This is a genomic window from Paenibacillus sp. JT31N11 (assembly GCF_056269285.1).
Window position 1 is genome coordinate 171,439 of sequence record NZ_JBWDNQ010000012.1, and the last position, 14,378, is coordinate 185,816.

A 14,378-nucleotide genomic window follows, 5' to 3' on the forward strand; every position below is an offset into this window, starting at 1 on the left:
ATATATTGTTTATCAGTAAACTAATAGTACTCCCCTTGAAAAGCTCTGTCAATCCTTAGTTTCGCAATAATTGATCAGCCCGGTTATAGAAATTGACGCACTAATTATAGAAGGAACCATACATCAAGAAGTGCGGCATGGTGACAATCAAAATATAGATAGGTTGCCAACCTATTTAATTTATGTTTTAATTCATTCATGGTCAAACTAACAGGGGAATAGGGCTTTGTATCCCGTTCACGCCTTTTTTATGAAAGGAGAGCACGCAAGGATGGAATTATTTTATACGGTTCTGATTCTTCTCGCACTTATCGCAGTTTCCCATGTGCTGAACCGCCGTATCCCGGCTGTTCCCGTCCCGCTGATCCAGATTGCCTTGGGAGCTGCCGTGACCCTGATTCCATCCGGGATACATATGCCCCTTGAGCCCGAGCTTTTTTTCCTGCTGTTCATTGCGCCGCTCCTCTATAATGATGGCAAACATACGCCGCGCAGCGAGCTGTGGCGTCTGCGGGCGCCTATTCTGCTGCTGGCAGTCGGTCTTGTTTTCGCAACGGTTTTCGTTATCGGATATGCCATTCATTGGATGATTCCGACGATCCCGCTTCCGGTCGCATTTGGACTTGCGGCTATTCTGTCGCCCACGGATGCCGTAGCTGTCAGCGCGCTTGCGGGGAGAATCCATTTGCCCAAACAACTGATGCATCTGCTCGAAGGGGAAGCTCTGATGAACGATGCTTCAGGATTAGTGGCCTTTAAATTCGCTATTGCAGCCGCCGTGACCGGCGTCTTTTCACTTCCCAAGGCAAGCGTAAGCTTCCTGATCATCGCCATCGGCGGATTGGTGGCAGGGGCTGTTTTGGCATCCATGATTACCGGGTTCCGGTACCTGCTGCGCCGGTCCGGGCTTGAAGATGAGACGATGCATATGCTCATCCATATTCTGACCCCGTTCGCCCTGTATCTTGCTGCGGAGGAACTGGGCGTGTCGGGCATTCTGGCGGCAGTTGCGGGAGGGGTTATGCATGCGGTTGAACGTGACCGCTCGAACAAAGTAAGGCCGCAGACCAACGAAGTATCCGACAATACATGGTCGGTCATACTGTTTCTGTTGAACGGGCTCGTATTTGTCATTTTGGGCTTGCAGATTCCCGATGTTTTCAGGACTATATTTGAGAGCCCGGTCTATAACAACTATGAGGCAATCGGGTATGCTTTGGTTATTTTCGTTCTGCTGATTGTCCTTCGATTTTTGTGGACCTTCGCGTTCTCTCAAGGCCGAATATTCGGTCCCGACAAAGGGAAGGTAAAGCTTTCATTTAAAATATTGGCCATGACCTCGTTATCCGGCGTGCGCGGCGCTGTCACGCTCGCAGGCGCTTTCTCGATTCCGCTGTTTATTGATAATGGCGCTCCTTTTCCGGAGCGAAGCCTGGTTATCTTTCTGGCGACAGTCGTCATCCTGCTGTCTTTGCTGGCGGCAAGCATTCTGCTTCCCCTATTGGCCAAAAACGACGGAGTCCGCGATGAAGAGGAACTGGCAAACAAGAAATACCGGGGCGAGATGAAGATGATGGGCGCCGCCATCCAGGCGCTCCATCATGCGACGAACGAAGTGAATGAAGCGGAGACCGCAGCTGTCCTGGCTGACTACGGGCGGTGGATGCGGCAAATCCGTCAGCCGGACGTACGAAGATCAGGGAATCTGCGTCTCTCCGGGAGAGAAACAGAGCTGCGTATCGAAGCTCTTGGAATTGAGCGTGAAGAAATACAGCGCTTGCTTGCGGAAGGGGAAATAAGCCGTGAACACGCCGCTCTGTTCCTCAAAAGCCTTGAACAGCTGGAACTCGTATTATCACAGCGGAGTCTGTTCTTGCTCGTTATTCTGAGAAAATTGGCAAGAGGGCTGAAGGGAATCCTGTTGAACAAGATGCGCCTGCCCAAGCTCTCCAAGGCAGATCGCCAAGTGCTCAGGCAGATTAAACAGCGGACCAGCGCCGCGGTCATCGAAGCTTTTGAAAGCCGGCGTTCTGATCCGGGCCGTCAGGAAGGGAGAGACATCATTAATCATTACCATTTCCTGAAAGAACGGTTATCGAAGCCTTATCCGGGAATGGAGCAGACAGATCATGAGGGCAATGAGGATGTCCGGCTGGAGCTGCACTGGATTGCGGTCCAGGCGGAGCGGGACGAGGTACAGGCCTTATACGAGCGCGGAGAAATTACCCGGGACATTGCCAATGGCCTCAGGCGGATCATCCGCGACCGCGAGGCATCCATATTGGAGCAGGAATAAGAAGCTGGTTTTCTGCTTCTGCGAAATCGAGGTGATGGTTATGGAGCAAGAGCATGTATCCCCTCTGGTGAAGGAAATGAGAGAAACCTTCGAGAGATTCGCCAGAGCGGAATGGCGCAAACAAACGTCCTTTGGCATCAAATCGAGCGAAATTCGGGTTCTGCTCTGCATCAAGGTTTTGGCTGCCGAAAATGGCCATGGCGTCAATATTTCCGATATCAGCAGGAAGCTGGACGTAACCTCTCCCACTGTCACTCAAATGGTCAAACATTTGATTCACGAAGGTTATGTGGAGCGGGCTGCGGATCCCAGGGATAAGCGGATCTCGCTGCTGGGGCTGACAGATAAAGGGGATGCGGCCGCACAGAAGGCATACGAGCGGTTTACAATAATATTCTCCGGTCTCATCGAGACATTGGGAGAGGAACAGAGCAAGATGCTGGTCAATTTGCTCAACCAGGTCTATCAGTATCTGCATCATCTTGATATTGACTAAGCTTGGCCAAGAAGGACCGATTCCGATTCAAACATAAATAAGAAGCTTCCAGAACCACGGATAAAGTGGAACTGGAAGCTTCTTTATTCCATTTATCCTGCTGCGGCACCGGCTTTCTCACCCTGCTGCAGCTGATACATCTGATAATATTTGCCCTGGAGCCGCATCAATTCCTCATGGCTGCCGCGTTCCTCGATGACGCCGCGGTCAAGCACGAGAATGAGATCGGCATTCCGGATCGTGGAGAGGCGGTGGGCAATGACGAATGTGGTCCGTCCCTGCTTGACGACCTCAAGCGCTTCCTGGATCACCGCTTCCGTCTCTGTGTCGATATTCGAGGTCGCTTCATCCAATATGAGGATCGCCGGATCAAAGGCCAGCGCTCTTGCAAAAGAGATCAGCTGGCGCTGCCCGGCGGAGAGGGTGCCGCCTTTCTCGATGACCGGCTCGTCGATGCCTTTGCGGAGATGCTTCAGCTGCCGGTCTGCGCCGACTGCCGTCAAGGCCTGCTCGACGCGCTCGCGGGAGATGGACGGATCGTCCATGGACACATTGGAGGCAATCGTTCCCGTGAACAGGAACGGATCCTGCAGCACGATCCCCATATGCTCGCGTATCGTCTGCCGCGGCATGGTATTGATGTTCGTACCGTCGATGGTAATCCGGCCGCTGTCCACGTCGTAGAAACGGAAGAGCAGGTTGATGATCGAGCTTTTGCCTGAGCCGGTATGGCCAATCAGCGCCACGGTCTGACCCTGCTTCGCCTCGAATGTAATGCCCTTGAGCACCTTCTCTTCCGGCTTATAACCGAACCATACATTCTCGAACGCCACATTGCCCTTGTAGCGCGGTATGCGCTCATCGGATAAGGGCTCTCCGGCTTCATCGAGCAGAACGAATACGCGCTCCGCCGATACAAGCGCCGACTCCAGATTCGGCAGCTGGTTCACAATATTGACGATCGGCTGGAACAGCCGGTTCAGGTAGTCGACGAAGGCGTATAATACGCCCAGCGTAACCGCTCCCTGCGCGCCGCCGATGGCTCCGGCGCCAAAGTACCAGATCAGCGCGACATAGGCGATATTCCGTATGACATTGACCAGATTATGTCCGGTCCAGGCGTTGAGCGAGAGCAGCTTGCTCTTGTAGTTATAATTCTCTTCATTATATTTCTCGAACTCGGCTTCCATCTTCCGCTCCTTGCGGAATGCCCGGATGATGGCCATGCCCTGGATTGTTTCATTGATCCGCCCGTTGATTTCGCTCAGCGTGGAGCGGATGATCCGGTTATAGCGCTTGGCAACCCTGCCGTACAGATAAATCCAGACAGCCAGCACAGGGAGGATGAACAGGCAGATGGCGGCGAGCCGTGCGTTCAGCAGGAACAGCGCCGCGTATATGCCGATCATATTGATTCCGCCTGTGAAGAAATTGGCCAGCACCGTCACATAGAGCTCACGGATGGCCTCCGTGTCGTTGGTAATCCGCGAGACGATTTTACCTGCCGGCAAATTGTCAAAATAACGCACAGGCAGGCGGTTGATGTGCTCGAACACATCGTTTCGCATTTTGCGGATGACCCGGTTGGCCGAAGCCTGCAGATAATAACGCTGCCCGTATGCGAACAGGGCGGAGATCAGCACCAGTCCAAAATAATACCAGCAGAGCCGCAGCAGTCCGCCAAGCTCGGGCTGGAAGAACCGGTAAAGCTCAGCGTTGCTCAGCCTCTCCGCCTCGTAATTGGCCGACTGGGCTCCCCGGGTAATGGCGATGCCGCCGCCTGCAAGAGCTTCCCTGCGGCCATCGAAGGCTATAGGCCCTGGAACAAAATAATAGTTCCGGCCGATCTGCAGCACACGGACTTCGCCAATCCGTTCCTCTTCAGGGGCAAAATGGTCGGCCCGCTTGTAGGAGCCGTCCTTATAGTCAGCCGCGAAGCGGTCGCCCGCCGAAGCTGAATACCACGGCTTCTCGATGCCGGTGATATGTACATCGATCAGCCGCTTCGCTACCAGCGGTCCTGCCAGATCGGTCGCCACCGCGACAGTCAGCATCAGCAGTGCAAACAGAAGCGGGCGCTTCACCTGCAGCGCATACCTCAGCAGCCGCTTGACCGTGGCTTTCTTGTCTCCGGCCGCTGCGTCAATATCCAAATCGTAATGCTCGTTGTCCACTTCGTTTCACCGCCTTATTCAATCGCCTGCTCGATTTGCTGGCGTTCATATTGTTCTTTGTACCAGCCCTGCCGGCGCATCAAAGCTTCATGTTTGCCCTGCTCGATGATTGCGCCCTCGTCGAGCACCAGAATCCAGTCCGCATGCTGGATGGCGGACAGCCGGTGTGTGGCGATCAGGGTGGTTTTGCCGGCCCGTTCGCTGCGGATATTCGCGATGATCTCCGCTTCGGTTCTGGCGTCGACCGCCGACATGGCGTCGTCGAGCATCAGGATGTCCGGATCTGCGATCAGCGCCCGGGCGATGGATACCCGCTGCTTTTGTCCGCCGGACAAGGCCACGCCGCGCTCTCCCACGAGCGTCGAGAGCCCTTCGGGGAGGAAGGAAAGATCCTTCTTGAAGGCGGAAGCGGCGATGGCGCCGTCCAGATCCTCATCCGAGGCGTTATCCCGCCCGAACAGGATATTGTTGCGGACGGTCCGCGAGAACAGGAACTGCTCCTGCGGCACATAACCGTACCATGATTTCAGCCGGTCCATATCAATCCGCTCAATCGGAGTTCCTTCGATTCTGATGGAGCCTTGACCCGGCGGATATTCCCGCAGAAGCTGCTTGATCAGCGTCGTTTTGCCGCTGCCGGTTCTGCCGACGATGCCAAGCGTCTGACCCTGCTCCAGTGTAAAAGCGACCTCCTTGAGGTTGTCGACGGAAGAAGAGGGATAGCGGAAGGTAACGTCCCGGAATTCGATCCGTCCTGACCGGGCCGAGGCGACCGGATCGGCCGGATCGGGTACATCCGCCTTGGCGCCAAGCGTTTCGATTACCCGGTCGAGGGAGGCATTGCCCCGCTGCATGATGTTGATCATCTCGCCGATCGCGAACATCGGCCAGATCAGCATCCCGAGATAGACATTGAACGAGACCAGTCCGCCGACAGTCAGCTCGTTGTTATAGACAAGATAAGCGCCGTAGCCCAGACCGATGAGGTAGCTTGCGCCTACGAAGATTTTGACAGTAGGCTCGAAGAGCGCATCGATGCGGACGACCGCAATATTTTTGGCCAAAACATCGCCTGTCACCTCCGCAAAACGTTTCTCCGCTGCCCGCTCCTGCACATAGGCGCGGGTGACCCGGATGCCGGAGATGGTCTCCAGGACCCCGTCATTCATATCGCCGAATGCATTTTGCGCATCGGAGAAGCGGCTGTGTATCCATTTGCCGTAGAGGCTGACCAGTATGGCCATCAGCGGCAGCGGGAGAATCGACACCAAGGTCAGCTTCCAGGAAACGAGCAGGGACATCGTCACCAGCAGCGTCGCCATCCACAAGGTGGAATCGATAAAGGTCAGGAGGCCGAAGCCCACTGTTACCGATAATGCCTGCAGATCATTGGTTGCTCGTGCCATCAGGTCGCCGGTCCGGTTCCGCTCATAGAAGCTTGGGGTCATGCGCAGGAACTGCCGCATCAGGCGGGAGCGTTTCATTTTCTCCACGACGAATGCAGCGCCGAACAGCTTATACTGCCAGATGTAGGACACCAGATAAGTGACTACGGTAAGTACGGCGAGCTGCAGCAGGACAAGAACTATACTGCCATGCGTCATGCTGCCGAGCTGGATATTGTCGATGGACCGGCCCACCATCATGGGGGGCAGCACCTCCAATATGCCGCAGATAATGAGCAGCGAGATGGCGAGAATGTACCGTTTGCGCTCCAGTTTGAAGAACCAGCCTAATTTCTGTAAAACAGCTAGCATAAGAACGACCTTCTCTCTAAACAATTGGGATGAAGAAGAAACGGCTTCGCCGCCCTCTGGCGGGGCATGCTTCTTCTCTCTGAAATATAAGCAAAAAATGGAGAAAACCTATATTTTGCTTATATGATAAAAAACAAAAGCACACCGCGCGGATACGGTGTGCTTTGCTTTGGCAATAAAAAAGCGCACGCCACGAGGATTCGTGACTTGCGCCCGGAATGACGTTACGCCTTGCGAACGTCGAACGGATTTCAGATCCGTTCCTTGAGGGAGCCACGATAATTATGCAATTGGGCAGTGCGCCGATCATACATGGTGATAGTGTGCTGATGCATTGCGATCATGATTAGTGGCTCCCTTCTGATCCGAGATTTGATTTCGATACTACGTAAGTTATCACGCGGGCTTAAGCATTGTCAATCCATTAATGGAAAATTAAAAAAAGCAATTTTCCATACGGAGCGCGCCAGCCGGCAGTAATCCATTTAGCAGGAACAACGATGTTATGATGCACAACGGAATATAAATGGAAATTTCGCTCATAATAAAAAGACCTGTCAGAAGAGAAAAGGGGGAGTAGCCGATGAATGAACAGATTCAGTTGATAGCCAGCTCCCTGGATACCTTCGTTGAGAATAATGCCGATGCGCGCAAAGAGCAAATCACCGGAGAACCGGAATTTATCTTGTATTATATCTCGACCATAACCGACTCGGCGTTTATTGACGATCAGCTTAAAGCTCCCTTTTTTCGTTATTCCGGGGTTCAGTTCGAGCAGCATATCAATTCTATCAGCCAGACCATCGGCAAAACCGATGATCTGCCTGCCGTATTGTGCAAAGGCAGCGCCGTTATTTTGTACAACAATCAGGTCTATACCATCGAGAAAGCGTTAAAATATAAAACGCGCAATGTGGACACTCCCCAGGTTGAAGCTTCAATTGTAGGTCCCTTGGAGGCTTTTGTGGAAAGCATGGCCGTCAATATGAATTTGATCCGCAAGCATTACCAGAGTCCTACGCTCAGAATTGTTAAATTTGAAATAGGAACCATAAGCCGAATTACCGGTTATATGCTGTATGACAGCGAATTCGCCGATCAAGCTTTCGTAGAACGCGAGCTTGCCCAAATCAAAAATCAGAATTCCAGGAATGCCCAGGCTGTATCCAAAGTGCAGCAATATTTGCCCAAGAAAAGGCCCCTGTTATTTCCGAGATCAGTCGTAACGGAGCGTCCGGACCGGGTAAGTGAGGCGCTTTCCAAGGGGAAATCCGCCTATCTGATCGAAACGACCCCGTTTGCCAGTTTGGCTCCTATTAATTTTCATGATTTCATGGCTTCCATGGATGATTCCTATATGCTTCCTGTATACAGCTATTTCCTGATTGCGCTTCGATATTTCGCCTTATTCGCCACAGTCATTTTGCCTGGAGCCTATGTTGCCTTTACAGCGTTCAACCCGGAAGTGTTCCGCGTGCAGCTGGCTTTATCGATAGCAGGCAGCAGGGCGGGACTCCCATATCCGGCTTTTCTTGAGGTCGGCTTTATGATGATTATGACCGAATTATTGGTGGAGGCTTCTCTGCGTGTGCCCAAAACAATTGGTCCCGCAGCTACGACAGTTGGCGGGCTCATTCTGGGGGAAGCCGCCTCGCAGGCCAATCTGGTCAGCGATATTATGATCATCGTCGTGGCGGCGGTGGCCATTGCCAACTTTGTGATCCCCATCAATACGATGTCGCTGACCGTCCGCGTCTTGAAGTATGTCCTGCTCTTCCTGGGAACCATCGCCGGCTTCTTCGGGCTTACGATCGGCATCGTACTGCTGATCAGCTACTTGTTTACCATGCATGATGCCAAATATTCGATGGTCCAGTCCTATACAGCACCGGTAAAGTTCAACACCCAAAGATCGCCAAAACGTTCAGCCGGCGGGAGGCAGACATAAGTGAATATTCTCTTCTACATTGCTCTGTTGACCTATTATATGATTAATCATGCCATATTCAATGCCCCGAATGTCACGGCCAGAAACTATTTGCAAACCGGTTTGACGGCAGTTCCAATAGGGTTATTGCTCGCGGGAATCAATGCATGGCTGCTCCTGTCTGTTTACAACCGGTATCCTAAATTGACGATGGTTGAAATTAACCGCCACTTATGCGGGAAAATTGTCGGGGGGATCATTTCCGCCTCGTATGTGCTCTTGACTGTCGTTATCGGCTTCTTTATGTTCAGGGGATCGATGGAGGTTATTATCGAGTTTCTGATGCCCGAAACTCCTGTCTGGTTTCTCGCGGTATTATTAATCACCGTTCCGTCATGCGCTTTGCTGCATACCGACAGCTCCATCTTGTATCTGGTCGCCTTTTTTACCGCATTCGCTTTCATTCTGATGCTCATCATCTTCTGGCTGGGCTTCAAAGAAATCGATGTCGTTATGCTGAAGGGAGTCATGGTCCATAGCTGGAAGTCTCCCACGTTTCAGGGGATAGCAGCGTCCGCTTTCGTTTATGGAGGATACACCTGCCTTTCCATATGGAATCCTTATTTTGCACGGACCAGCCTCAAGGTAACCTATATCATCTTTGTTGCCGTCGGGCTTGTCGTTACTCTGTGCGGCACGGTTATCCCTTTATCCGTATGGGGGCCGTGGGCGATTCAGAATCTGAATCTGATTTGGGTCATGACCGCTGAGACCTTTTCCCTCGATTTGTTCGTAATGGAACGCGGATTGTTTCTCATTGTTCCCCTTCTCCTGGTCACGGGTTACATGGGAGTGCTTCTCTATACGTATAAGGGATACCGTCTGCTTAATCTGATGCTGAACAAACAGAAGCCAGCCAAAATCATAATGGGCTGCGTCCTGCTCAGTTATGTGGTTCTCTCTTTGTTCGTCAATGAGCTTAAGGTCATTATCAGCTACCGGGAACAATACATGGTCGTTTGGATCATTCTCCAAAATGTAATCGGCATTCTGTGGTATGTGCTTGCCAAAAGAAAGGAGCGTGGCCTGCGTGCGTCTTAGCAGAGCAGTCGCAATCAGTCTGAGCTGTCTGGTTATGCTGCAAGGCTGCCGCTCTGATTACAAGGATATTGACCGCAGGCAGTTCGTTGTGACCATGGGGCTGGATAAAGACGAGGAAGAAGGGGAATTCCATATGACGCTCAGAGGCGCTATTCCGCAATCGCAGAATCCGGGATCCGTCACATCGGCGGATACATTTGAAAGCTACGAAACCTCCGCAGCTTCTATTGGTCAAGCCATTCAGCAGATCACACAGCAGTTTTTCCTGGAGCCCGATTATTCCCATTTGAAAGGCGTGATATTCAGCGAGGAATTAGCCAGATCGGACAATATATTGCAATATATCGATTTTTTCATCCGCCGCCGGGACTTTCAAGACTTGGCCATGGTTGCCATAGCCGAGAACGCAGAGGAAATTATAAACCTCCATCAAAAAGGGGAACGTACAGCAGGAGACAATCTGTTCATGAAATTTGGCGAAGGGGTGAACACCGAATATACGCCTGCCATCGAATTGCAGGAAATCTACAAATATTCATTGACGCCCGGACTCACCTATTATTGTCCGATTCTGCATGTCGAAAAAAACAAGATTACTTCCGGCGCAACCGCGCTGTTTGACCGCAATAACCGGATGATAATCAAGCTGGACGGGGAGGAAACGAAATATTTTAACCTCTTGAGAAGGGGGGTGGAAAGAGGGTTTATCGTACTGGGTCCCGAGCAGCAAAACGGTCTTGGCATCAGGCGCGGGAAAGCGGATTTTCATATAAAAAAACAGAAAAACGCTCTGGTATGTGATGTACATGTGCAGGTCGAAGCCAGTATAGAAGATTCGGATCAGTCGGACTATACCCCTGCGGATCTGAAACAGATGGCGGAGAAGAAATTGAATGCGGATATTTCCGGACTACTTTTAAAAATGCAGGCCAATCAGGTTGATCCGCTTTTTATAGGATTAAAATACTGGTCGATGAGCTCCGGGTTCAAGCTGGATCGGGACTGGCTGGCCGAAATATATCCGGATATGAAAATTCAGGTTCACTCCGATGTAACGATTACCAGAACAGGAACTCTCCGGTGGAGCAGCAGCGGGCAGCAAACGAAGTGATTGGAGCTGATTGATTCTTTCTTGATTCTTTCTTGATTCTTATTGCCAAATGCCGGATGATAGAATTACTTTCTATTGCACATGGCACAATACCGTCCGGCAGCTTCCAAAAGCGGAATAAGCTCTCAAGATTTTACGAAATAAGCGGGGAGGATCCTTGTGCTCCAGCAGATTATGGTTGTGTTCCTGTTTACATTCATTATTCATTTATCCGAAACGCTCACCTACTCACTGCGTCTGGCAGGCGTCCGCCTGGGCAAGCTGGCGGTTGCTTTGTCCCTCTCGGGAATCATTCTTCTGGTTTCGCGGACAGCGAACATGCTGCAGGGGCCCTTGACGGGCAAAATCATCGACTACGCAAGGAATCATCCGGAGTTCAACCTGGTTGAGCATTTTCGGCTAGTCATCGGCGCTTCAACCCTGGGTACGCTTACAGCGATCCTGCTGTTTCCGTCCGCGGTCTTTCTCTCCTCCAGAGTTATTGCCCATCTGGAAGTGGCCGGCTCCATTCCGCTCATGGTCCGCTCATCGGTATCCATCCAGAAATTGAAGCATGCGCGGGCCCATCTGCGGTATCCCAGACTGGAAATGCTGTCGCGTCTTCGAATTGGAGGAATTCCGAAGAGACTGGTTGTGATGAACGTTCTCGTAACGGCCATTTATACGATCGGAGTATTGGCGGCGCTGCTGGCGTCAACCCTGACGGCGGAGAATTCCACAGCTGCGTCACAAGCGTCCGGATTAATCAACGGGTTTGCGACAATCCTGCTTACCATTCTGATTGATCCGCAAATTGGACTTGTGACCGACAAGGTGCTCAGGGGAGAGAAGGAAATCAAGGCCTTGAACAAAATGTTCGGACTGCTGATGCTCTCGCGGTTGACGGGTACACTGTTAGCGCAGCTGCTGCTTGTTCCTGCGGCCTATTGGATCAAATGGATGGTTGCGATAATGTAACTCCTGATGCAGCGGAATTTCTGACGAATCGGATTCAATACCTTCATAATACCGCAAACAAGCCGCCCGGATTGAGGAGGCTTGTTTGTTTATTTCTTTAACTTCTCCGTCAACAGCTATTCCGCGAGCAGATGGACCGTGGACTGGCCTTCCACAAGCGATACCGGAATTTTGATCCGCTCAAGCGTGGAAGCATCTTCAATTGCGCGGATGAGAAGCTCAACGGAACTCCCGCCCATCGTCTCGATATCCTGCCGCATATGCGTGAAATAATGCTTCTGCAGATCACTGATTCCCGGATCATCGAAGGAAATGATGGACAGCTCTCCAGGTACGGAAATGCCCAGCTTCTCGGCAACGGTCGCAACATAGATGGCGTCAATGGAGTTGGTGGTGAATATGGCGGTCATTTCACGATGCTCGGCAAGCCATTCTTCGATGATTTCCACAGCGGAGATCTCATCGTGGAAAGGCGCATCTTCATCAATCCGTGTGAGCCATTGGTGAGGCTGAACCTGCAGCGTCTTCGATCTTACGACATCGAGATAACCCTGGAAGCGGTCCTCGCTGCTCGAGGTTTTGGAAATCGGCGAGGAAACAACGCCAATTTGCTTGTGGCCAAGTCCGATCAGATACTCTGCTGCCATCATACCGCCCTTATAATTGTCGGAGTAGACGGCATTGGTCAGAATCCCCGGAAGATAACGGTCTACCAGCACGAAAGGGAACTGATCCGCCTTCAGCTTCAAGATGGCTTCATTGTAGGCTTCGCCGTAGAACGGATGGATGATTAACCCCTCTACTCCCAAATCTATCAAATCCCTGATCGCCTGAAGCTCATCATTCTGCGAGAAGGAAGAACGGATCATCAGCCCGTAGCCAGCTTCACGGCAGGCTTCCTCAATTCCGAGCAGAAGGCGGTACATGAACAAATCGCGCGCGGGGTGCATAATAAATCCGATGACGGACTTCTTAGCCTGCAGCGAAATGTGATCGACCGCCCGGGAAGAAGGGAGCTCTTCCGACTGGACAAAGGTTCCCTTGCCGGCAACCCGGTACAGCAGGCCGTCCTCCACAAGATGGCGGATCGCGGTAATGATCGTGACGCGGCTAACCCCGAATTGATTCATCAGCTCCACCTCAGTCGGTACCTGATCTCCCGGCTTCAGCTTCCCGCTATCAATTTGACTCTTAATATATTCTCTTATTTTGGCATATAACGGTATTTTGTTTTTCTTCATTAACATACCTCAATTCCGGAACCGGAGGTTTCCTATGATTAATACAATATAACATTAAAATAATTGCAAAGGAAAGCATAGCCGCTTCTCTTCTGCCATAAGTGTTAAGAATATCGAAAAGATCTAAAAATAAAGGAAAACTGAACTAATTGTTATATTGTATTATTATATTGACATAAAATTAATCATCGATTAAGATAATCCTATGTTTCACCAGTCAATATGCTGTTCAATTGAGCCAAGAAAGAGAATCAGATGAAAATGTAAGCGTTTTATTATTTTTATTTACATGTAAATGACATATTGTATGTTCAGAAGTATTTAATTCTCGGAACAAGCCGGAAAGCGAGGTTTCATGATTCTTATGAACATAAGCAAGCTCTCAGCGGGCAGGCCAGTAAAGACGAGGCAAACAAACCAAGCCTTCAAGCGGATTTTGAAAAACTGGCAGTTGTACCTATTCGTTCTCCCCGCCTTGGCCGCAGTCGTGATCTTCTCCTATTTGCCCATTTACGGAGTCCAGATCGCGTTTAAGAACTTCGTCCCCACCAAAGGAATTTGGGGAAGCGACTGGGTCGGGCTCGATCATTTCATCCGTTTCTTCCATTCTTATTTCTTCTGGGATGTGATCACGAACACGCTTGGCATCAGCATCTATTCGCTTCTGGTCGGATTCCCCATTCCGATTCTGCTCGCATTGGGACTTAATGAGCTGCGGAACGGTTTTTTCAAGAAGACTGTGCAAACGGTTACATATGCGCCGTATTTTATTTCTGTTGTCGTTATGGCGGGTATCGTGATTGCGTTCCTCTCTCCGGAGACAGGCATCATCAACCGCTTCATTGCGTTGTTCGGAGGAGAGCCGATTCCTTTCCTTTCGGAAGCAAAATGGTTCAAGACGGTCTATGTGCTCTCGGACGTATGGCAGAACATGGGGTGGGGAACGGTCATCTATATGGCTGCCCTGGCGGGCATTGATCCGCAGCAGCACGAGGCCGCCATTATTGACGGGGCATCGCGGCTTCGGCGTGTCTGGCACATCAATCTGCCAGGAATTGCCCCTACGATGATTATTCTTCTGATTCTCAGTACGGGCAATCTTCTCAATGTCGGCTTTGAGAAGATTCTGCTGCTGCAAAATCAGCTGAATATGGATTCTTCCGATGTCATCTCGACTTATGTTTACCGCAGCGGTCTCAGGCAAGCGCAGTACAGCTTCTCGGCGGCCGTCGGGTTATTCAACTCCATGATCAACTTCATTATTCTGATCGCCGTCAACTGGCTTGCAAGAAAGAAAAGCGAAACGAGTCTTTGGTAA

Annotated in this window: 10 protein-coding genes; 7 read left to right on the plus strand and 3 right to left on the minus strand. The window is 51.1% G+C overall.

The window, feature by feature from the left end; genetic code table 11:
• Nucleotides 1-271: 271 nt before the first annotated feature.
• The gene (locus AC0YNV_RS30505) at nt 272-2,296 is read left to right on the plus strand and encodes a Na+/H+ antiporter (protein WP_475771389.1); all 2,025 of its coding nucleotides are present in this window, start codon (nt 272-274) and stop codon (nt 2,294-2,296) included.
• Nucleotides 2,297-2,336: 40 nt separating this feature from the next.
• Nucleotides 2,337-2,792 carry a MarR family winged helix-turn-helix transcriptional regulator gene (locus tag AC0YNV_RS30510; RefSeq protein ID WP_475771390.1) on the plus strand — a complete coding sequence of 152 codons (456 nt, stop codon included), beginning with the start codon at nt 2,337-2,339 and terminating at the stop codon, nt 2,790-2,792.
• A 92-nt stretch (nt 2,793-2,884) separates the two neighbouring features.
• On the opposite strand, the gene AC0YNV_RS30515 is transcribed toward AC0YNV_RS30510, so the two are convergent.
• Both AC0YNV_RS30515 and AC0YNV_RS30520 read right to left on the minus strand, forming a co-directional pair.
• Nucleotides 2,885-4,966: an ABC transporter ATP-binding protein gene (locus tag AC0YNV_RS30515; protein ID WP_475771391.1), complete on the minus strand. Its 2,082-nt coding sequence runs from the start codon at nt 4,964-4,966 to the stop codon at nt 2,885-2,887.
• Between the two features lie 14 nt (nt 4,967-4,980).
• Complete coding sequence (locus AC0YNV_RS30520; RefSeq protein ID WP_475771392.1) at nt 4,981-6,723, minus strand: ABC transporter ATP-binding protein; 1,743 nt, start codon at nt 6,721-6,723, stop codon at nt 4,981-4,983.
• 583 nt (nt 6,724-7,306) lie between these two features.
• Between AC0YNV_RS30520 and AC0YNV_RS30525 the strand changes: the two genes are divergently transcribed.
• The 4 genes from AC0YNV_RS30525 (at nt 7,307) to AC0YNV_RS30540 (ending at nt 11,819) form a co-directional block, all read left to right on the plus strand.
• Nucleotides 7,307-8,671 carry a spore germination protein gene (locus tag AC0YNV_RS30525; protein WP_475771393.1) on the plus strand — a complete coding sequence of 455 codons (1,365 nt, stop codon included), beginning with the start codon at nt 7,307-7,309 and terminating at the stop codon, nt 8,669-8,671.
• Complete coding sequence (locus AC0YNV_RS30530) at nt 8,672-9,751, plus strand: GerAB/ArcD/ProY family transporter (RefSeq protein WP_475771394.1); 1,080 nt, start codon at nt 8,672-8,674, stop codon at nt 9,749-9,751.
• Nucleotides 9,741-10,862, plus strand: a complete 1,122-nt coding sequence (locus tag AC0YNV_RS30535; protein WP_475771395.1) for a Ger(x)C family spore germination protein — start codon at nt 9,741-9,743, stop codon at nt 10,860-10,862. The genes AC0YNV_RS30530 and AC0YNV_RS30535 overlap by 11 nt, the downstream gene beginning before the upstream one ends.
• 159 nt (nt 10,863-11,021) lie before the next feature.
• Nucleotides 11,022-11,819 (plus strand): lipid II flippase Amj family protein, encoded by a 798-nt coding sequence (locus AC0YNV_RS30540; RefSeq protein ID WP_475771396.1) that lies wholly within the window; start codon nt 11,022-11,024, stop codon nt 11,817-11,819.
• 116 nt (nt 11,820-11,935) lie between these two features.
• On the opposite strand, the gene AC0YNV_RS30545 is transcribed toward AC0YNV_RS30540, so the two are convergent.
• Nucleotides 11,936-13,060 carry a GntR family transcriptional regulator gene (locus tag AC0YNV_RS30545; RefSeq protein WP_475771397.1) on the minus strand — a complete coding sequence of 375 codons (1,125 nt, stop codon included), beginning with the start codon at nt 13,058-13,060 and terminating at the stop codon, nt 11,936-11,938.
• Nucleotides 13,061-13,424: 364 nt separating this feature from the next.
• Here AC0YNV_RS30545 and AC0YNV_RS30550 point away from each other — a divergent pair, with 364 nt between their 5' ends.
• Nucleotides 13,425-14,378, plus strand: coding sequence for an ABC transporter permease (locus tag AC0YNV_RS30550; protein WP_475771398.1), 954 nt, complete (start codon nt 13,425-13,427; stop codon nt 14,376-14,378).

Bases quoted from the DNA above. Each gene is read 5' to 3' on its own strand.
- AC0YNV_RS30505 (WP_475771389.1), top strand. From the start codon at position 272: ATGGAATTATTTTATACGGTTCTGATTCTTCTCGCACTTATCGCAGTT.
- AC0YNV_RS30510 (WP_475771390.1), top strand. From the start codon at position 2,337: ATGGAGCAAGAGCATGTATCCCCTCTGGTGAAGGAAATGAGAGAAACC.
- AC0YNV_RS30520 (WP_475771392.1), bottom strand. From the start codon at position 6,723: ATGCTAGCTGTTTTACAGAAATTAGGCTGGTTCTTCAAACTGGAGCGC.
- AC0YNV_RS30525 (WP_475771393.1), top strand. From the start codon at position 7,307: ATGAATGAACAGATTCAGTTGATAGCCAGCTCCCTGGATACCTTCGTT.
- AC0YNV_RS30545 (WP_475771397.1), bottom strand. From the start codon at position 13,060: ATGAAGAAAAACAAAATACCGTTATATGCCAAAATAAGAGAATATATT.
- AC0YNV_RS30550 (WP_475771398.1), top strand. From the start codon at position 13,425: ATGAACATAAGCAAGCTCTCAGCGGGCAGGCCAGTAAAGACGAGGCAA.